The organism is Kordiimonas gwangyangensis DSM 19435 = JCM 12864, assembly GCF_000375545.1.
Classification (GTDB): Bacteria; Pseudomonadota; Alphaproteobacteria; order Sphingomonadales; family Kordiimonadaceae; genus Kordiimonas; species Kordiimonas gwangyangensis.
The window spans coordinates 500114-519823 of record NZ_AQXF01000002.1; the positions used below are offsets into that span (position 1 = coordinate 500114).

Below are 19710 nucleotides of genomic sequence, written 5' to 3' on the forward strand. Positions count from 1 at the left end.
GCACGGCGTTCCTCAAGCCACTCATGCATGGCCATTCATCCTTTGCCAACGCGCGTCACTTTCAAGCCGCTTGCGTGCATCTGTGCTGACGTCGCGCCAATCCTTGTGCGAGGGCAGCGCTTCACCTGTGCGCCGCTTCAGCATGACATCAAGCGCATAACCAGCTTTGCCGCCAAGTATTTTCCATGCTTCCGCATGACCATCCCATCCTGTTTCCTTGCAAAGCCTTGCTGTTGCTTCGGTGAGCAGACTTTCAAATATCCAGGTTTTTTGCGTGCCTTGATACTGGTACTTCAAAAATGTCCAGTTCCTTAAGCCCTCAAGGGCTTTCAGGTGTTGCTCGGTCATCTCCCGGAAACGTTCCGCACCCACCTGGTCAATTTGCTCATTCCAATATTCGCCTTCGCTTTCGGTCTTGCCGTAGAGTGAACCTTCCCTGCCCTCGCGCTGCCAAGCGGTTTTCTCTGCGTTACAGTAAAGAACCGTGATCTTGTTATCGAAATGGCAAGGCACATCTTTGCGCCACAGCCTTAAAACCCAGTCCTCAAGCGGTGTCCGGTAAATGGTTGAGGCCGGACGCCATGCACCAACCACCTCGAACACCGAACGGCGCACCACCCATGCCGAAACCGGCTCAAATAGCACGGGCATGTTGAAGTAGGATTGGCTGACCTGGCGCTCTGCCGGTGTTCGCTCCCAGACCACTGGTATATTGCGCCGCACATCAAGCGTCGTCAGCCCAGCCCCCGCGCCAAAGAAATCAGCGTGCCCTTGATCCAACGTTGCAACCGCGTGCGCAAGATGGTCCGGCAACCAGATATCATCATGGTTTGCAAAGGCGACATATTCGGTTGATGCAGCAAAAAAACCCGCAGAATTGGGGCCCGATTGCTCGCCACAGCGCGTCTCAAGGTTGAGGTAGAAAATGCGGTCGTCGGAATAACTTTCCATCAACTCCCGGGTTTCATCCGCGCACTGGTCACCGACGACAAGCAATATCCAATCCTCAAACGTCTGTTTGAGGATTGACGCTATGGTATGCTTGAGGAGTTGGGGGCGATTATATGTCGCCACCACTATGGTGACCCTGGCCATGGGAAAATTCTCAGACGTCTGAAACGGGTCGACAGCATAGGGAGCGCCTTGGCGCTCCGCAAGCTTATTTAAGGCCTTACATTCAAGGCTTCAGAATGACTTTACCCTTGGCACGCCGCTCAGTAAGGCAGGAGAAGGCTTCCACAACGTCATCAAGCGAGAACACGTCGTTCACCAGTGGGTCGATGGTGCCTTGCTCGAACATTGCGAACATTTCCATCATGTTCTGAACCTGAAGGCCGGGGTTGGCACGCGCCCAGTTACCCCAGAATACGCCGACGATAGAACACTGCTTGAGCAGGCACAGGTTCAGTGGCGGTTTTGGAATATCGCCAGCCGCAAAACCGATCACCAGCAAACGCCCGTTTGGCGCCATGGTACGCAGCGCAGCTTCGGTATAGGCACCGCCTACCGGGTCATAGATTACGTCTACACCCTTACCTTCGGTGATTTCCTTCACCCGCGCCTTGAGGTCTTCGGTCGAGTAGTTGATCACATGATCAGCGCCGGCCTTTTTGCAAACCTCAAGCTTCTCATCGGTGCTTGCAGCCGCGATCACAACAGCGCCCATGGCTTTACCAAGCTCAACGGTCGCGAGGCCCACACCACCAGCCGCGCCGAGCACCAACAGAATTTCGCCCTTCTGAATATCGGCGCGCTGCTTCAGTGCATGATAGCTCGTCGCATAAGTGATGGTGAAACCTGCTGCCACTTCAAACGGCATTTTCGCCGGGATCGGCACCAGTGTTTTGGCGGGCGCAGCGATTTTCTCCGCAAACGCACCGGTTTGGTTGAAGAAGATCACCCGGTCACCAACCTTGACGTTGGTGACACCTTCACCCAGCTCAGCAACAACACCAGCCCCTTCGCCGCCAGGCGTGAATGGCAGTTCTGGCTGGAATTGGTATTTGCCTGCAACCATCAACACGTCCGGGAAATTGAGGCCCGCGGCCTTCACGTCAATCAGCACTTCGCCCTTGCCCGGCGTCGGTGCTGCGATGTCCTCAACCGTCAATCCGGTGTGCGCACCAAGCGTGCCGCATCTTACTGCTTTCATCAGAATTCTCCCTTGAAACAGATAAGGCGGGCCCTGGCCTTTGGCCCAGCCCGCCTCCTGAAAACTTAGCCGAAGTCTTTACGCAACTTCGAAGAGGCCAGCCGCGCCCATGCCGCCACCTACACACATGGTGCAGACAACGTATTTGGCGCCGCGACGCTTGCCTTCGATGAGCGCGTGGCCAACCATGCGCGCACCCGACATGCCGTAAGGGTGACCGATGGAAATGGCGCCGCCGTTGACGTTCAACAGGTCATTCGGGATGCCAAGCTTGTCACGGCAATAGATCACCTGCACTGCAAACGCTTCATTGAGCTCCCAAAGACCAATGTCATCCATCGTCAGGCCATTGGCCTTCAGAAGCTTCGGAATGGCGTATACCGGGCCGATGCCCATTTCGTCAGGCTCAAGGCCGGCAACCGCGATACCGCGGTAGTAGCCCAGCGGGCTCAGGCCACGTTTTTCAGCTTCCTTTGCTTCCATCACCACAGAAGCGGAGGAACCGTCCGACAACTGGCTGGCGTTACCTGCCGTGATGGTACCACCCTCGATCACCGTCTTGAGGCCCGAGAGGCCCTCAAGCGTGGTTTCCGGGCGGTTGCCTTCGTCCTTGTCCAGCGTGACATCGTGGAAGGTCATTTCCTTCGTTTCCTTGTTCACCTGCACCATTTTGGTGGAGATAGGAACAATCTCGTCGTCAAACTTGCCAGCTGCCTGCGCGGCTGCGGTACGCTGCTGGGACTGGAGGCTGTATTCATCCATGGCTTCGCGGGTAACGCCATAGCGTTCTGCCACGATCTCGGCGGTTTGCAGCATTGGCATATAGGTCGCCGGGTGCATTTCCACGAGGCTCTTGTCCACAGCCTGCCAGCGGTTCATATGCTCGTTCTGCACAACGGAGATGCTGTCGAGGCCTGCACCCACCACAATGTCCATGCCGTCATACATCACCTGCTTGGCAGCCGTGGCAATCGCCATCATGCCCGAGGAGCACTGACGGTCCATTGTCATGCCCGATACGGTTACCGGCAGGCCAGCGCGCAGTGCCGCCAGACGACCGATGTTCGGGCCGGAGGAACCTTGGGTCAGCGCACAACCCATGATCACATCCTCGATCTCGCCACCTTCAAGGCCGGCACGCGCAACAGCGTGTTTGATCGAATGTGCGCCAAGGGTCGGCGACAGGGTTGCATTGAGGGCGCCGCGATAGGCTTTGCCGATTGGCGTACGCGCCGTTGATACGATGACTGCTTCCCGCATGTCTCTGCTCCTTAACCCATTTTAATGCCGAGCGCTGCTGCGGCTTTTCCTACAAATTTCATCGATTGCTGACCGCCTTGCACCAGTTCTCTCTGGCCTTCAGGGTTATTGATGTCAGCCATGCCGGCGCGCACGTTTTCAGGCGTTTGCTCGTCCGGCGTCAGATAGATACCGTCGGTCTCATAAACGACCGCGCGGGCGTAACCACCTGCACCGGCCGCGAGGATCGTACGGTTCGGCGCGTCCTTGTCACACAGCGTAATGAGACCAGCGGTCACCGATTCCGGTGTCGAAAGCTTCAGCGCTTCCTCAGGCAGCAGGCCTTCTGTCATGCGTGTGGCCGCCATTGGCGCCAGGCTGTTGACGCGAATATTGTATTTCGCGCCTTCAAGGCACAGCGTGTTCATAAAGCCCACAAGCGCCATCTTGGCCGCGCCATAATTGCTTTGCCCGAAGTTGCCATAAAGGCCCGAGGATGATGTGGTCATAACGATACGACCATAACCCTGCTCGCGCATGATGTCCCACACAGCTTTGGTGCAGACGACAGAGCCCATCAGGTGAACCTTCACCACGAATTCGAAATCGGCGATTTCCATTTTGGCGAAGGTTTTGTCACGCAGGACACCGGCGTTGTTCACGAGGATGTCGATGCGGCCCCATTTCTCCATGGTTTTCTTGACCATGTCTGCAACCTGGGCTTCATCCGCCACGTTGGCACCGTGGGCGAAAGCTTCGCCGCCTGCGTCCACGATCTCTTTCACGACGGCTTCTGCAGCGGCGCTCGAACCACCTTCACCATGCACGTTACCGCCGAGGTCGTTCACCACAACCTTGGCGCCGCGGCGCGCCAGTTCAAGCGCGTGGGTGCGGCCAAGGCCACCACCGGCACCAGTTACGATCGCAACTTGGTCATCAAAGCGAATGCTCATTACACTCTCCACAATTCACTAATAAATTAAAATAGTTAGCCTGCAAGGACCTGCATGGTCAGCCATTCGGCGATCAGTGCGGGGCGGTCCTCACCTTTGATTTCCATCGTCAGTTCGGTCTTGAGCAGGAAGCGGTTGCCCGGCTTTTCCTGAACTTCAAGGAGCTTCGAACGCGCGCGGATTTCACTGTTCACCTTCACCGGGCTCATGAACCGAACCTTGTCCGAGCCATAGTTGATGCCCATCACGGCGCCTTCGATGCCAATGGCGGCATCCGCCATCAGGTAAGGTGCCATGGAAAGCGTGAGAAAGCCGTGCGCGATGGTGGTGCCAAACGGCGTTTTGGCAGCTTTCTCCGGGTCGATATGGATAAACTGGTGGTCAAGCGTAACGTCGGCAAACGCATTAATGCGCTCTTGGTCAATCTTGAACCAATCGGAAACACCCGTTTCCTTGCCAATGTAGTCCTTGAGTTTGTCTTTGCTTACAGTGATCGCCATGATGCTTCCCTGTCTGAAGAATTGTTCAATGCTTAAGGTAGCGCGGAAATGCCGCCGTCAAGCGGAATAATGCCACCCGTGATATAGCTGCCGGCCCGCGAACACAACATAATGAGCAGCCCTGCCACATCCTCTGGCTCGCCACAGCGGTGCAGCGGCACACGCTCCTCCTGCGCCCGGCGACGTTCTTCATTTTCCGTCACAAAAGCCATCATCCGGCTCGGGAACGGGCCCGGCGCAATGGCGTTGACGGTAATGTGGAACTTCGCCAGCTCGTTGGAGAGAATTTTGGTCAGGTGATGAACAGCCGCCTTCGACGCGCCGTAAGAATATGCGGTGTTCGAAACCGGACGTGTACCCACGACGGAACCAAGATTGACAACCCGGGCAGGATCTTCCTTGGTGCCAGCCTTTTTTAGAAGTGGCAGCACAAGGCGGGTAAGATCAGCAACCGCCGTCACGTTCAGGCGGAATACATCGTCCCATTTCTGGCGCGGGAAGTCCTCAAACGGCGCTCCCCACGTCATGCCCGAGTTGTTGACGAGAATATCGAGCTTGCCTTCGCGTGCCTCAATCTCTTTCGCCAGCCCCTCGGTACCCTCAGGGGTCGAGAGGTCGGCCTGCAGCGCAATCACTTCACCCGGGCCAACCGCGTTCAGCTCATGCGCCACATCCTCGCAACTCGCGAGCCTGCGCGAGGCAATATAGACCTTGCATCCCGCGCGAACGAGCGCTTCGGTCGCCATGGCCCCGATGCCGGAGCCACCACCGGTGACAAGGGCTACCTTGCCACCGATCTGGTAAAGGGTTGAAAGGTCCATGATATGTGCCTTACGCGCTGTTGGAGCGGTACTTCTTGAGCTCAGTCCGGGCGATTACCATACGGTGTACCGCATCCGGGCCGTCCGCAAAGCGGAGCGTACGCTGGCCGTGCCACATGTTGGCAAGCGGCGTATCCTGGCTGATACCCTGTCCGCCGTGCATTTGCATGGCTTCATCGATGACCTTCAGTGCCATACGCGGCGCCACAACCTTGATCTGGCTGATGTAGGGCTGCGCGGCCTGTGTGCCAATGGTGTCCATCATGTGTGCGGCTTTGAGGCAGAGAAGGCGCGCCATCTCGATCTCGATCCGTGCTTCCGCGATGATGTCATAGTTGGCGCCAAGTTTGACGAGCGTCTGGCCAAAGGCTTCCTTCGAGAGCGAGCGCTTGATCAGAAGTTCAAGAGCGCGTTCCGCTGCACCAATTGAGCGCATGCAGTGGTGGATACGGCCCGGGCCCAAGCGGCCTTGGGACACCTCAAAACCACGGCCTTCGCCGAGAACAAGGTTCTCTTTCGGCACCCGCACGTTGGTGAAACGGATATGCATGTGACCGTGCGGGGCGTCGTCATGGCCGAACACCATCATCGGGCGCAGGATCTCGATGCCCGGCGTGCCGGCTTCCACAAGGATCATGCTATGCTGGTTCTTGCGCGGTGCATCAGGGTCCGTGCGTACCATGGTGACATAGACCGCGCAGCGCGGATCACCGGCGCCAGACGCCCAGTATTTCTCACCATTCAGCACATAGTGGTCGCCGTCCAGCACCGCGCTCATGGAGATATTCGTGGCGTCAGATGATGCCACATCGGGCTCCGTCATCAGGTATGCGGAGCGGATTTTGCCTTCAAGAAGCGGCTTGAGCCACTTTTCCTTGTGCGCGTCCGTGCCGTAACGCTCAATCACTTCCATGTTGCCGGTATCAGGTGCAGAGCAGTTGAAACTTTCCGCGGCAAGATGCGACCGGCCCATTTCCTCGGCGAGATAAGCGTATTCAACGGTCGTCAGGCCATAGCCTTCTTTGGAATCCGTCAGCCAGAAGTTCCAGAGACCCTCTTTTTTGGCTTTCGCCTTCAGGTCCTCAAGGATTTCGGTCATGCGCGGTGTGAATTCGAACCGGTTGCCGGTGCTCCCCACCTGATGGTGGTATTCGTCTTCAACGGGCACCACATGCTCGTCAATGAAGGCGCGAACCTTGTCCCGCAGTTCCTTACCCCGTTCTGATAGTCCCAGATCCATGGACATGATCCTAATCCTTCCTCTTACACTTTTTCGGACCGCCAGCGGTCCCGATACGTTTGTTTGATACCGTTCCTGTCGATCTTGCCTGAGGCAATCATCGGCAGCGGATCTTTCGTGATCCAGATTTTCTCAGGCACCTTGAAGCCCGCGAGATGTTTACCAACCTCGTCCTTGATGTCCTCTTCCGTAAGGTCTTCCTCGGAGGAGACGACCGCACCCACAAGTTCACCCATGCGTTCGTCCGGCAGGCTGAAAACAGCCACGTCCTGAACGCCTGGGATCGCGTGAAGAATAGCCTCCACCTCAAGGGTCGAGATATTTTCTCCGCCGCGGATGATGATCTCTTTCAGACGGTCGACAATGTAGATGTAACCTTCCTCGTCAACGTAGCCCACATCGCCGGAATGGAACCAGCCGTTCTTGAAGGCGCGTGCCGTCGCTTCCGGGTTGTTCCAGTATTCGCGGATATTGGTCACGCTCTTGATGCAAATCTCGCCGGCCTGTCCTGTCGGCATCTCCTCCCCCGTCGCCGGGTGCAGTATCTTGACGTGGATCAGCGGCGGCGTGGCCTTGCCAGTGCTGGTCGGACGTTCGACATACTCGTCCGCCGACAGCACAGCTGTCAGTGAGTTGGTCTCGGTCAGGCCATAGCCAATACCCGGGTTCGAGTTGGGGAAAGCCTCACGAATGAGCTTCACATGCTCTGGCGGGCGCGCGGCACCGCCACCACCCAAGTCCTGAAGTGTCGAGAGGTCATATTTGTGCCGAAGCGGCGATGTGGCCATCTCGAAAGACATGGTCGGCACACCTGTCATGCCGGTCACACCTTCAGCTTCGATCAGCCTGAACGCTTCTTCCACGTCCCATTTGTGCATCAACACGAGCTTGCGGCCAAGGGTGGCCGACACCAGCAGCACAGGCAGTAGCCCGGTGACATGGAAAAACGGCACGGTCGCCAGCATCACCGGCTGGAAATCCGGGTCCGGGTTGAGGCGACCGAGCATCTTCATTGCCAAGGCGATGCACACCCAGTTCATCATCACCGAGACAACCGCCCGGTGCGTTGAAAGTGCGCCTTTCGGAAAGCCGGTGGAGCCAGAGGTATAAAGCATCATCGCTTCATCCTCGTGGCCAAGCTCGACCTGCGGCCATATGAGCGGCTTTTTGCCTTCGAGCGTGCTGGCGAAGTCATAAAGCCCCTCGGCCGCCTCAAACGCATCGCGCGCGACGATGACTTTAAGTTCCCCGCTTTTCATCAGTGGACGCATGGTTTCCATGCGCGGGGCATCGGTAACCGCGAGCTTGGCGCCACAGTTTTCCATAGCCCAGGCGACTTCTTCCTCTTTCCACCAGGCGTTCATCAGCACAGCGATGCCGCCAGCGGCAACGATACCCATGTAGGCAATCGGCCATTCGGGATAGTTGCGCATGGAAAGCGCAACCCGGTCGCCCTTTTTCACGCCAAAATCGTCCACTAGCGCCTGCGCAAACTGCGACGCCATGGCGACCGTCTGTTTGTAGGTATACCGGTCATCGCCGTAGATGAGGAATTCACGCTCGGCATGGCCGAGGAACATCATGAAGGCGTCCCTGAGGCTCGGTGGCTGGTTGACAAAGGCGGTGTGCTTGACGCCGCCAATGTCAATTTCATCTGTTGTGAACGGCATGCCCGGCTTCGTAAGCAAGCCGATCACCTTGTCAATCGGCGTTGCCGGGTCGACCGTCGGCAGTTGAAGGTTGTCAAAAGCTCCCATCGTGCGCCTCAGTAGCCAGAACAGCGGGCGAAACGGTCCGCATGATAGTTGAAATCACCATAGAGGTGCTGCAGCACGCGGGCACGCTTGATGTAGAAACCCATGTCGAACTCGTCGGTCATGCCGATGCCGCCGTGCATCTGGATCGCTTCATTGGTGGCAAGCTCTGCCGTCTTGCTGGCCTTCGCTTTGGCAAGGCTTGCAAACCACGACACATTGCCGCCGGCGTCGGCCATTTGCAGCGCCTTGAGAACCGCAGAGCGCGTGATCTCAATTTCGCTATAGAGCTGCGCCGCACGGTGCTGCAGCGCTTGGAACGAGCCGATTGGAACGCCAAACTGCTTGCGTTCTTTGAGATATTCGACCGTTTCGTCAAAGCAGTGCTGCGCGATACCGAGAAGCTCGGCGGCGACCACAATGCGCGCACCATCAAGCGCGCCATCAAGGGCACCATAAGCCTTGCCCTCGCGGCCCAACAAAGCATCTGCACCAGCGCTTACACCCTCAAACGTCAGTTTCGCCCAGTTGCGGCTATCGACGGAAACCGTGCGGTCCACGATCAGGCCGCTCGCGCCGCGGTCGACGAGGAAAAGGCTCAGGCCTTCCGTATCCCCGGCTTCGCCGCTCGTGCGCGCAAGCACGATGATCTTGTCCGCCACATGCCCTTCAGGAACAAAAGTCTTCATGCCCGAGAGTTTGTAGCCGTCGCCTGACTTCTCGGCTTTCAGCACGGTCTCTTCCGGCGCGTGGCGGCTGGTTTCATCGACCGCGAGCGTCACAATAACCTCGCCTGCTGCGATGGCGGGCAAAAGCGCTTCTTTTTGCGCATCGCTGCCGGCAGCCTTGATCACCGAGGCCGCTACCACACCGCTCGCCATGAATGGCGAAGCTGAAAGCGTTTTGCCCATGGCTTCCGCCACGATGCCGGCGCCCACATATCCAAAACCGGTACCGCCCTGTTCTTCGTCAACGAGAAGGCCCGCAAAACCCATTTCGGACATCTCTGTCCACAGCTCTTTTGAAAAGCCTGTCTCGTCTGCGTCATCACGCAGCTTACGAAGCTGGCTGACCGGAGCTTTTTCAGTAAGGAAACCCTCTGCGGATTCTTTCAGGAGCTGCTGCTCTTCATTCAGTACTAATGCCATGATGCGTCTCCCTAACCCGGCAACCCGAGAACACGTTTCGAGATGATGTTGAGTTGCACCTCAGTGGTGCCCCCCTCAATCGAGTTACCCTTGGTACGGAGCCACGAACGCGCGATCTCACCATTGTTGGAGAATTGGCCTTCCCACTCAAACGCGTCCGAACCGTTGATCTTCACGATCAATTCGTGTCGGTCCTTGTTGAGTTCGGTGCCGTATGCCTTGAGGAATGAGGAATAAGCCCCCATCTCGTTGCCCGCTTTCACTTCATCCTGTGCCCGCTCCATCGTGAACATGAACGACATGGCGTCAATTTCATGTTCGGCAATCTGGTGTCTGAGCATTGTCTCGGACAGCTCACCCGCACCGTTGGTGCCCAGTTTGTCAACCGCAAGGCGGTTCAGCGGTACAGGCAGGCCCATCTCGGAAATGCCCGTGCGCTCATGCGTCAGCAGGTATTTCGCAACAGTCCAGCCCTTGTTCACTTCGCCTACGAGGTTCTTCTTATATGCCTTCACATCGTCAAAGAAGGTTTCGCAGAAAGGTGAATAGCCGGAAATCAGCTTGATCGGCTTCGTTGACACCCCTTCAGACGCCATATCGAACAGGATAAAACTGATGCCTTCGTGCTTGCTAGAAGTATCGGTGCGGATCAGGCAGAAGATCCAGTCCGCCTTGTCGGCGTAGGATGTCCAGATTTTCTGGCCATTGATGATATAGTGGTCGCCCTTGTCTTCGGCTTTCGTGGCCAGTGACGCCAGGTCAGACCCTGCGTTCGGTTCGGAATAGCCCTGACACCAACGAATTTCACCGCGTGCGATCGGTGGCAGGTGTTCGAGCTTCTGTTCATGCGTGCCGAACTTGAGCAGCGCAGGGCCGAGCATCCAGATACCGAAGGATGTCAGCGGCGAGCGCGCCTTGATACGCTTCATCTCGGACGCCAGGATTTTGGCTTCGTCTTTCGACAAACCGCCACCACCATATTCCTTCGGCCATGTGGGCACGGTCCAGCCGCGTGATGCCATGCGCTCGAGCCATTTTTTCTGGTCGTCGCTCTGGAACTTGAACTTGCGGCCACCCCAGCAGAAGTCGGCCTCGCCCTTCATTGGCGTGCGCATGGACGGCGGGCAATTGTCTTCTAGCCACGCACGCGTCTCTGCGCGGAAAGCTTCGAGATCACTCATAAACCTTATCCCTCTTCAATTTCCCCTTCCCGGCCCTCCCGATGGCCGGAAACTTCAGGCATACTGGCTCATCTTCTTTACGTTAAGCCGGTTCTGGCGCCTGAAAACTAATGGTAAGGATTAAGTCGGTTTCTCCCCGCTTCAAGGCGACGGCACAAAGATTGTTGAATATTTTTCATAGTGGTGAATTTTGAGCGAGCCCCCACTGGCCGTAACGTCAATTCGCGCTAGTTCACCCTTCTGGTCTATCTGTCAGGGATCGATAGTGGCATTTTCGTATAAAACGGTCTGGCGGCTCGCGGGGCCCAACATCACCAGCAATGTGCTCATGGTCGCGATATCCTTCGCGCACCTTGCCATCGTCGCGCCGTTTGGCCGCGAAGCGAGTGCCGCCGTGGTAACGGGTGGACGAGTGCACTTTCTGCTGATGGCAGCATCAATGGCGCTGTCGGTAGCGACAACTGCCGTTGTGGCGCGAGCATGGGGAGCAGATGATGGCGACGAGGCTTCGGCCGCCGCAACAAGTTCGCTTGTGCTATCAGTCCTTATTTCACTGGGTCTCGGCTTCATTACCTTCCTGTTTGCGCCGCAGATTGTTCATCTATTCAACCTCGACCCAAAAACCGAGGCTCTGGCTGTTGGCTATATTCGCCCCGCCAGTCTGCTCAATATCGTTTTCTCTCTCATGCTCACCATCGCAACCTCATTCCGTGCGATTGGTGACGTCATACGGCCATTACGTTTCATAGCCTGTGGGGCTGCACTCAGCATCCTTGGGTCATACATCTGCGTGCACGGCGCCTTTGGCGTCCCGGAGATGGGCGTCACCGGTATCCCGTGGGGCACGGCAGGTGGGCAATCGCTTGTAGTGCTGTGGTTTGCCGTCTGCTGGCTGAAGCGCCGATATGTACTGGCGCCAAAACTGGATGATGCCCTCAACACCCGTCGCTTGAGGCTGCTCGCGAGCATCGGCACACCGGCTGCACTTGAGCAGATACTAATCCAAGTCAGCTTCCTGCTCTTCATGATGTTGATCTCTGCATATGGCACGGCAGCATTTGCGGCTTACGGAATTGGGATTACCGTACTTAGCGTCACTATTGTTGTGGGTCTTGGCTTTGGCACCGCAAGTGCAACCCTCGCAGGGCAACGGCTGGGTGCCAAGGACGCCGCGGGCGCTGTTGCCAGCGGTTGGGCCGCCATGCGTCTTGCCATCTTGGGCATGTCCCTGCTTGCCATCCTGACCTTCATTTTTCGTGACCCGATTGCCACCGTGCTGTCGTCAGACCCGGCAGTGCGAGAGCATACTGAATTTTTTGTGCTTATCCTCGCAATCGTACAACCTTTGATGGCAGTTGAATTTGCCATTGGCGGCGCGCTGCGCGGGGCTGGCGACACCAAATTTCCACTTGTCGTGACGTTCGCGGGCATGATCGTAGGACGCCTGACAATCGGCCTCATTGTTCGCGCACTGGGTGGCCCGGTTGAGGCCATGTATGCAGTCATCATTGCCGACTACACCATCAAGGCCGCGCTTCTCATCCTGCGCTTCCGCAAAATCAACTGGCATGAGCTTGAGGATCATCCGCATGCACCCATCGCAATCCAAAGCGTGGCGGGCATCAGCCGCGTTGCCGTGCGCTCCTTCTTCTCGCGAAGAAATGGCGGCGATAACGCTCAAGGTAAATAAAAAGTTCCTTGGGCTTTGGACGGGGCAGCAATTCGCGCTATCTTTTCCCTCAAGGAATACAGTCCGCCAGCTGTCAGGAGGGGAATATGGCAAAACCGGGAATGCTTGATATCGGGTCAGTTAAGGACAAGGTGTCTGCGGCTGAATGGGAAACGCGTGTAAACTTGGCGGCGGCCTACCGCATGGTGGCCCATCTCGGCTGGGATGACCTGATTTACACACACATTTCTGCCCGCATTCCGGGCACAGACCATCACTTCCTCATCAATCCACTTGGCCTGATGTTTGAGGAAATCACAGCCTCGAGCCTTGTGAAGGTTGACCTAAGCGGCAAACAGCTCATGGATACGCCGTTCATCCCCAATGCAGCAGGTTTTGTCATCCATAGCGCCATCCACGCAGCCCGTGACGATGCCATGTGTGTGCTACACCTGCACACGGATTACGGCATCGCAGTGTCCAACCAAAAAGACGGCTTGTTGCCCATGTGCCAAAGCAGCATTCCGCCATGGATGACCGTGGCCTACCATGACTATGAAGGCTTTGCCGTGAATGACGGTGAGAAAGAACGCCTGGTCGCTGATATGGGCACTAAAAACTGCCTGATCCTCAGAAACCATGGCACCCTGACGGCGGGCGAAAGCGTCGCTAAAGCCTTTGAAATGATGTTCTTCCTTGAAAAGGCCTGTCGGGTTCAGATACTGACCCAAAGTGCGGGCGCGGAGCTCCACTCTCCCAGCAAGGAAGCCATGGACAACGCCATGCGCGATGTGCGGGTTGTGGCAGGCGCGAACGGCGCGGACAATTTTGTCTGGCCCGCGATCCTTCGCAAGATGGACCGGCTGGACCCCAGCTTCCGTGATTAACACGGCAAGCCACAACGAGGTTTTATGAGCACCGTACAACCGATTATTGACGAGCTTGCCATCGAACGGCTGGACAACCTGCTGTTCCGTGGCGAGCCGAATAAATGGCCCAACAAGCATGTGTTCGGTGGGCATATCCTGGCGCAGGCGATGGAAGCCGCGACCTTGACGGTCGAAACCGGTTTCCTATTGCATTCGCTGCACTGCTATTTCCTGCGTCCCGGTATTGCGGACCAACCGATCATCTATGATGTCGACCCTATTCGCAATGGCCGCAGCTTTGTCACCCGGCGTGTGGTGGCTATCCAGAACGGGGAAGCCATTTTCACCATTTCCGTATCGTTCCACGTTGGTGAAGATGGGCTTGAGCATCAGATCGACATGCCAGAAGTTCCGATGCCAGAAGATCTGGATGACGATGAGGAGTATTACGCCCGCGTACTCCGCGCTTTCGGCAAGCAACCGAAGGACAAGCCCTTCATGCCGTTTGAGATGCGCTCAATCGACCGCATGGATCTTGAGAACCCGAAACCCAAGAGCCCGGAGACCGGCTACTGGTTCAAGCTAAAGGAACCTATTGAGGGTGATCAGGCCCTTCACGGACGCCTTATGGCCTATATCTCGGATTTTGCCTTCCTTTCCGCGAACCTGAGGCCTCACGCCATGATACCGCGTGACCCACGGCTGAAGATGGTGGCAAGCCTAGATCATGCCATGTGGTTCCACCGGAACAACTACCGGGTAGACGACTGGATTTTCTACCGGACGGACGGTTACTGGACCGGCAAAGGCCGAGGCCTTGCGCGCGGTGCGCTTTATGACCGTGGCGGGCGCCTACTCGCCTCCACCTCGCAAGAGGCGCTTCTCAGGCTTCACAAAGACAAATAAAAAGGGCGGTTTTACCGCCCTTCCCTTTTTCGCTGGCCTTAGTCGCGAGGCCAAATCTTGGACGGCGACGATGTTTGCGCTGGTTTCGGCTTGCCTGCCTTTGGCTTCTTGCGCCACACGACGTATCGCACTTCAGCGCCGTCGCGAATGCTGCGGCGTAACTGGCGGCCCGATTTCACCATGTCGAGTGCTTCAAGCGCGGTGCGTTTGTCGCTTTCGTCCGGCTCCCAATGAGCGAGGCCCATATAGCTGTCGCGCACCATCTGGGACGTATCCTCTGAAACGTTATAGTTGCCAGCAAGGTTGAAATAGCGGCTCAGGGTATTCTTTTTCGTCGGCAGATTGTTCGACATCTGCGAATACACAAAATATCCGTCTTCCTTGATCATGGCCTGAACATGTTCAGTCCACTCGTGATCCTCACGGAAAGCCCGCAGATCGTCCATGCAGAACATGGCGTCGTAGCGCAGCTTGCTGCGGCGCGTCGGGTCCTCAAGATGGCGAGACTGCAACACGCGTACGGACGGCGTTTTACTGAAAACCCGCTCCAGATGCTCAAAACACTCCGTGCGTCCTTCAAACGCATCGACATTATAGCCGCGCTCGGACAGCGTCCGCACAAGGCGGCCACCCCCCGCAGCCACAACAGCCACGTGGGCGCGGTCTGGCAGGTCGCCGAACATTGCCATCTGGTCCAGAATGGTCAGGCTGATCGGTCGCTCGCAATAATCCATGTCCTGACCGTTGAACATCAGGTCAAGCGCCAGCGAAAACGCAAGTTTTTCAGACAATACTCTATCCCCTTGTCGGGCCCCACCCGATTTAGTGACACAAAACCTTAAAACATGATGGGGTTGGAGGATCAATCAAATCCACCGGTGACGCCCAATCAAAAACATTTGATCATAGAAAGGTAAACAAAATGCACCACAAAACGGCTTTGTGGTGCATTCTCGATTTCAGCCTGAAATCAGTAATTAAATATTTGATTTTTCAATCAAAAATCGGGCGTAGTTACCAAGCTGATTGGTGCGAATGCCGAATTTGGCGAAGGCTTTGTTCTTGGTCTGGCCATGATAGTAGCGGTAGTAGATCTGTTGGATAATCACCGCAAGACGGAACACACCATAGACGAGATAGTAGTCAAACTTCGACAGGTCGTAGCCTGTCTCTTTCGCGTAAATCTCGCAGATTGCCTCACGCGTCAGCATCCCAGGCGCCATGCAGGGCTGCATGCACATGGCTATCATCTCGTCGGGGTCACCCTTTTGCGACCAATAAGCCAGCGTATTGCCAAGGTCCATGAGCGGGTCGCCGAGCGCACTGATTTCCCAGTCGAGGATCGCCTTGATTTCAAACGGGTTTTCTTCGCATAGAATCACGTTATCAAGGCGGTAGTCACCGTGCAGCACCGCATGACCCACTTCACCTTCCGGCATATGGTCCTCAAGCCATTTGCGAACGTCGGCAAAATCCTCAACATCATCTGTCGTGGCTTTCTCATAGCGGCGGTTCCAGCCAAGTACCTGACGTTCCACATAGCCTTCCGGCTTGCCAAAGTCTTCAAGGCCCGCAGCCTTATAGTCTACTTTATGGAGGTCGATAAGCTTGTGGAAGAACGACAGGCAAAGCTTGCGCCCCTCTTCCTCACCGAAGCCCCAGCTTTCAGGGATGGTACGGTCAAGCTTGCGACCATCAACCTGTTCCATGACATAAAACTCGGCTCCCAGCGGGCTGTCCTCGTCCGGGATATGGAAATAGGTCTCCGGCACGGCTGGGAATACCGGTTTGAGTGCATTCATCACGCTGTATTCGCGGATCATGCTGTGTCCTGATTTGGGCCGCGTGCCAAAAGGCGGCCGACGCAGGACAAAGTTTTTGTTCGGATACTGAATTGAGTAGGTCAAGTTCGAATGACCACTTGCAAACTGGCGAATTACCGGTGTGCCTTCAAGACCGCCAATGCGTTCCTTGATAATGCTGTCGACAAGCCCTGCATCCAGCTCCTCACCTTCACGCACACTGACGGTTTTGTTGAGTTCTTCTGTCATTCAAGCCTCCCCTACGCGGTCCAGCCGCCGTCCATCACCAGCGTAGTGCCGGTGGTGAACGCCGCAGCGTCAGAGGCAAGGTACAGTACCCCGCCCACCATATCCTCGGGCTTGCCCGCACGAGGAATCGGGAACTGGCTGGTGTATTTCGACAGCATATCCTCGTTCGACGTGAATACAGCCGTCATCTTGGTATCCACAAGCCCCGGGCAGATGGCATTCACACGGATACCGTCATGACCGTATTCACGCGCGTAAGCCTTGGTCATATTGATCATGGCAGACTTGGTCATGGAATAGATGCCTTGCAGGTGGCCGGGCGAAATACCGTTAATGGACGCCACGTTCACGATGGCACCGCCGCCCTGCACCTTCATCATTTTCACCGCTTCAGCAGAGAGATAGAACGGGCCCTTCAGGTTCACGTCGATCGTCTTGTCGAACGCAGCTTCCGGTGTGTCACCGATGTTGCCGTAGAACGGGTTGGTGCCACCGCAGTTCACCAGCACGTCGAGGCGGCCATATTCCGACTTGATCCAGTCAAACACCGCATGCACATCGTCCATCTTGCCAGCGTGGGCCGCTTTGGCTTTCGCATCGCCGCCATCCGCCCGGATGCTTTCCGCAACAACCTCGCAGGCTTCCTGGTCACGGGAGGAGACGATCACTCTGGCGCCGTTTGCAGCAAACGCGCGCACAATCGCCTCGCCAATACCCCGGCTGGAGCCCGAGACAAAAACCACCTTACCGGTGAAATCCATTAGTTTTGTATAGTCCATTCTTCTCTTCCCTTATAGCGGCTTGCCGGTTGCCGCCATCTGGTGGCGGCGGAACTTGCGCATGCCGCCAACCCAGCGGTCATAGTCTTTGGCTTTGTTGAGGAAATAGCCTTCCACTTGCTCGTGCGGACGGATCATGAAGCGACCTTCGCGCATGCCAGCAAGCACGCGGCGCGCAAATTCGTCCGCCGGCATGATGCCGTCACCCGCAGCAGACGATTTCTCGGCGCCTGCCGTCATCTTGGACGTCACGGCCTGCGGACATAGGCAGGCCACATAAAGTCCGTCATCGCCATGGTTGATGGCAAGACTTTCCGCAAAACCCACTGCCGCATGTTTGGTGGTGGAGTAGCTGATATCGCCAATCTGGCTGAGAAGCCCCGCGGCGCTGGCGGTGATAACAAAACCGCAGCCTTCACGCTTGAGCATCTGCGGCAGCACCGCGCGCAACGCAAGCACATGCGCGAACACGTTCACCTGCCAGATCTTGTCCCACTGCGCGTTGGTCTGGCTGATTGCGGTCCAGTCCGGCGCGTCGGAAAAAATGATGCCCGCGTTCGAGAAATAGAGGTCGATCGGCCCAGCGTCAGCTTCAACGGACTGCGCGAAGGTAGCGACTGCAGCCTCGTCGGTTACATCAAGTTTGTAAGCTTTAGCACCTTCGCCGATCTCCGCGGCGACAGCCCGTGCGCCCGCTTCATCCATATCGGCGAGGGCAACAAATTTTGCCCCTTCAGCCGCAAAAAGTTTCGACAGCGCTGCGCCAATTCCGCTCGCGCCGCCCGTAACGGCAATGACCTTACCTTTAACGTCCATAAATTCTGGCTCCCTCCAAACCGTGGCGCTCAGGCTTCTATCCGGATTGTCTCCAGAAGGCTCCTGAACCGTTCAGGTAATGAAGTGGGGCGCCGCGTGGCCTTGTCCACATAAACATGGATAAAATGCCCTTCAGCAGCGGGGGTATCGCTACCGTCCGCGAACAGGCCGATCTCGTAGCGCACGCTCGAACGCCCGATATGGCTGACGCCAATACCGGCCTGAATAGACTGCGGAAATTCGAGCGACGCAAAATAGCGGCAACCTGTCTCGACCACGAGGCCAATGACATCGCCGTCATGGATGTCAAGCACGCCGCCCTCGATCAGGAAACGGTTCACCGCCGTATCGAAATAGCTGTAGTAGACCACGTTATTCACGTGGCCATAGACATCATTGTCCATCCAGCGTGTCTGGATCGGCGCGATATGATGATAGGCCGAAAGCGGCCGTGGTTCGGTCTTCTCGCCCGCCATGTTACCACGCAGCCTCATAGATGGCGCGGGCGTCATCAAGCGTCACCTCGCGTGGATTGTTCACGAGCAAGCGCGTCTGCAGCATGGCATCCTGTGCCAGCATCGGCAGGTCGTTGTGGCTGATGCCCACATCACGCAGGCGGCGTTGCACCTTGGTCTCGTCGGCGATACGGTCCATCCAAGCAATAAAATCCCCCGCACTGTTCCCCTGCCCCGCAAGTACCGCCAGCTCGGCATACAGATGCCCCGCCGCTTCCTCGTTAAAGCGCAGCACATGCGGCAGCACGAGTGAGTTTGATAACCCGTGCGGGATATGGAAATGACCACCAAGCGGATATGCCAGCGCGTGTACGGCAGCAACGGGGGCATTTGCAAAGGCTTGGCCCGCCAGCATGGCGCCAATCAGCATGGCGCGGCGGGCATCAAGGTTGCCGCCGTCATTGCAGGCGGTGACAATATTGTTCCCCAGCATCAGGAGTGCTTGCCGCGCGAGCCCGTCCGAAATCGGGTTCTTCTTGAGCCTGGAGGTATAGGCCTCAATCGCATGCACCATGGCGTCAATGCCGGTCGCCGCCGTAATATGGGCCGGCAGGCCGGTGGTCAGTGTGGCATCGAGAATAGCGAGATCCGCCAGCATGGTGGCGTCCACCACGCCCATCTTTGTAGTCTCGCCCGTGGTGACGATGGAGATAGGAGTGACTTCCGAGCCCGTGCCCGCCGTTGTCGGCACCTGCACAAGCGGCAAACGCCCTCCCTTGATCTGGTCTATGCCGTAAATCTCTGAAAGCTGTTGTTCGCCGCTTGCGAGCACGGCGATCAGCTTCGCCACATCCATCGAACTGCCGCCACCAAAACCGACAATGACATCAGCCCTGTGCGCCTTTGCAGCTTCAACCGCTTTCAAAACGACAGCCTCGGAAGGGTCGGCCTCAACGCCGTCAAAATGCGCATGGTCAAGTTCGGCTTCATCAAGCGACGCTTGCACCTTGGCAAGCATGCCCAGTTTCACGAGTCCCATGTCGGTGACAATGAAAGGCCGCTCCGCACCAAAGCGCGCGCGCAAAACAGAACCAAGCTGGTTTGCCGCCCCGTCCTCAACCAGAACCGAAGCGACACTGTTGAAATTGAAAGCAATCATCTGGCACCCTGTCTGCCA

General features: G+C 56.8%; 19 protein-coding genes. 3 read left to right on the forward strand and 16 right to left on the reverse strand.

Going from position 1 to position 19710, the window contains the following annotated elements:
* Positions 1–21: 21 nt before the first annotated feature.
* The 10 genes from B150_RS22230 to B150_RS0107345 all read right to left on the reverse strand — a co-directional run bounded on the left by B150_RS22230 (position 22) and on the right by B150_RS0107345 (position 10988).
* The gene (locus tag B150_RS22230; RefSeq protein ID WP_081611359.1) at positions 22–1095 is read right to left on the reverse strand and encodes a glycosyltransferase family 2 protein; all 1074 of its coding nucleotides are present in this window, start codon (positions 1093–1095) and stop codon (positions 22–24) included.
* A gap of 82 nt (positions 1096–1177) precedes the next feature.
* The gene (locus B150_RS0107305) at positions 1178–2152 is read right to left on the reverse strand and encodes an NADPH:quinone oxidoreductase family protein (RefSeq protein WP_020399248.1); all 975 of its coding nucleotides are present in this window, start codon (positions 2150–2152) and stop codon (positions 1178–1180) included.
* A gap of 78 nt (positions 2153–2230) precedes the next feature.
* On the reverse strand, positions 2231–3412 hold the full coding sequence (locus B150_RS0107310) for an acetyl-CoA C-acyltransferase (protein WP_020399249.1): 1182 nt from the start codon (positions 3410–3412) through the stop codon (positions 2231–2233).
* Between the two features lie 11 nt (positions 3413–3423).
* Positions 3424–4344 (reverse strand): SDR family NAD(P)-dependent oxidoreductase, encoded by a 921-nt coding sequence (locus B150_RS0107315; protein WP_020399250.1) that lies wholly within the window; start codon positions 4342–4344, stop codon positions 3424–3426.
* A gap of 35 nt (positions 4345–4379) precedes the next feature.
* Complete coding sequence (locus B150_RS0107320; RefSeq protein ID WP_020399251.1) at positions 4380–4844, reverse strand: MaoC family dehydratase; 465 nt, start codon at positions 4842–4844, stop codon at positions 4380–4382.
* Between the two features lie 32 nt (positions 4845–4876).
* Positions 4877–5665, reverse strand: a complete 789-nt coding sequence (locus tag B150_RS0107325; protein ID WP_020399252.1) for an SDR family oxidoreductase — start codon at positions 5663–5665, stop codon at positions 4877–4879.
* Between the two features lie 10 nt (positions 5666–5675).
* Positions 5676–6911 (reverse strand): acyl-CoA dehydrogenase family protein, encoded by a 1236-nt coding sequence (locus tag B150_RS0107330; protein WP_020399253.1) that lies wholly within the window; start codon positions 6909–6911, stop codon positions 5676–5678.
* 17 nt (positions 6912–6928) lie between these two features.
* On the reverse strand, positions 6929–8662 hold the full coding sequence (locus B150_RS0107335; RefSeq protein WP_020399254.1) for a class I adenylate-forming enzyme family protein: 1734 nt from the start codon (positions 8660–8662) through the stop codon (positions 6929–6931).
* A gap of 8 nt (positions 8663–8670) precedes the next feature.
* The gene (locus B150_RS0107340) at positions 8671–9807 is read right to left on the reverse strand and encodes an acyl-CoA dehydrogenase family protein (RefSeq protein ID WP_020399255.1); all 1137 of its coding nucleotides are present in this window, start codon (positions 9805–9807) and stop codon (positions 8671–8673) included.
* Positions 9808–9818: 11 nt separating this feature from the next.
* Positions 9819–10988, reverse strand: coding sequence for an acyl-CoA dehydrogenase family protein (locus B150_RS0107345; protein ID WP_020399256.1), 1170 nt, complete (start codon positions 10986–10988; stop codon positions 9819–9821).
* 265 nt (positions 10989–11253) lie between these two features.
* Here B150_RS0107345 and B150_RS0107350 point away from each other — a divergent pair, with 265 nt between their 5' ends.
* The 3 genes from B150_RS0107350 to B150_RS0107360 all read left to right on the forward strand — a co-directional run bounded on the left by B150_RS0107350 (position 11254) and on the right by B150_RS0107360 (position 14432).
* On the forward strand, positions 11254–12678 hold the full coding sequence (locus tag B150_RS0107350; RefSeq protein ID WP_020399257.1) for an MATE family efflux transporter: 1425 nt from the start codon (positions 11254–11256) through the stop codon (positions 12676–12678).
* An 86-nt stretch (positions 12679–12764) separates the two neighbouring features.
* The gene (locus B150_RS0107355) at positions 12765–13544 is read left to right on the forward strand and encodes a class II aldolase/adducin family protein (RefSeq protein WP_020399258.1); all 780 of its coding nucleotides are present in this window, start codon (positions 12765–12767) and stop codon (positions 13542–13544) included.
* Positions 13545–13568: 24 nt separating this feature from the next.
* Positions 13569–14432: an acyl-CoA thioesterase gene (locus B150_RS0107360; RefSeq protein WP_020399259.1), complete on the forward strand. Its 864-nt coding sequence runs from the start codon at positions 13569–13571 to the stop codon at positions 14430–14432.
* Positions 14433–14470: 38 nt separating this feature from the next.
* Here B150_RS0107360 and B150_RS0107365 read toward each other — a convergent pair whose 3' ends face one another.
* The 6 genes from B150_RS0107365 to B150_RS0107390 form a co-directional block, all read right to left on the reverse strand.
* Positions 14471–15223 carry a class I SAM-dependent methyltransferase gene (locus tag B150_RS0107365; RefSeq protein WP_020399260.1) on the reverse strand — a complete coding sequence of 251 codons (753 nt, stop codon included), beginning with the start codon at positions 15221–15223 and terminating at the stop codon, positions 14471–14473.
* A 186-nt stretch (positions 15224–15409) separates the two neighbouring features.
* Positions 15410–16483: a phosphotransferase family protein gene (locus B150_RS0107370; RefSeq protein WP_020399261.1), complete on the reverse strand. Its 1074-nt coding sequence runs from the start codon at positions 16481–16483 to the stop codon at positions 15410–15412.
* Between the two features lie 11 nt (positions 16484–16494).
* A complete protein-coding gene (locus tag B150_RS0107375; protein ID WP_020399262.1) occupies positions 16495–17262 on the reverse strand; it encodes a glucose 1-dehydrogenase in 768 nt (255 codons plus the stop codon).
* A 12-nt stretch (positions 17263–17274) separates the two neighbouring features.
* A complete protein-coding gene (locus B150_RS0107380; RefSeq protein WP_020399263.1) occupies positions 17275–18078 on the reverse strand; it encodes an SDR family NAD(P)-dependent oxidoreductase in 804 nt (267 codons plus the stop codon).
* Between the two features lie 29 nt (positions 18079–18107).
* A complete protein-coding gene (locus tag B150_RS0107385; RefSeq protein ID WP_020399264.1) occupies positions 18108–18554 on the reverse strand; it encodes an acyl-CoA thioesterase in 447 nt (148 codons plus the stop codon).
* A gap of 1 nt (position 18555) precedes the next feature.
* Positions 18556–19692 (reverse strand): iron-containing alcohol dehydrogenase, encoded by a 1137-nt coding sequence (locus B150_RS0107390; RefSeq protein WP_020399265.1) that lies wholly within the window; start codon positions 19690–19692, stop codon positions 18556–18558.
* Positions 19693–19710: the final 18 nt, after the last annotated feature.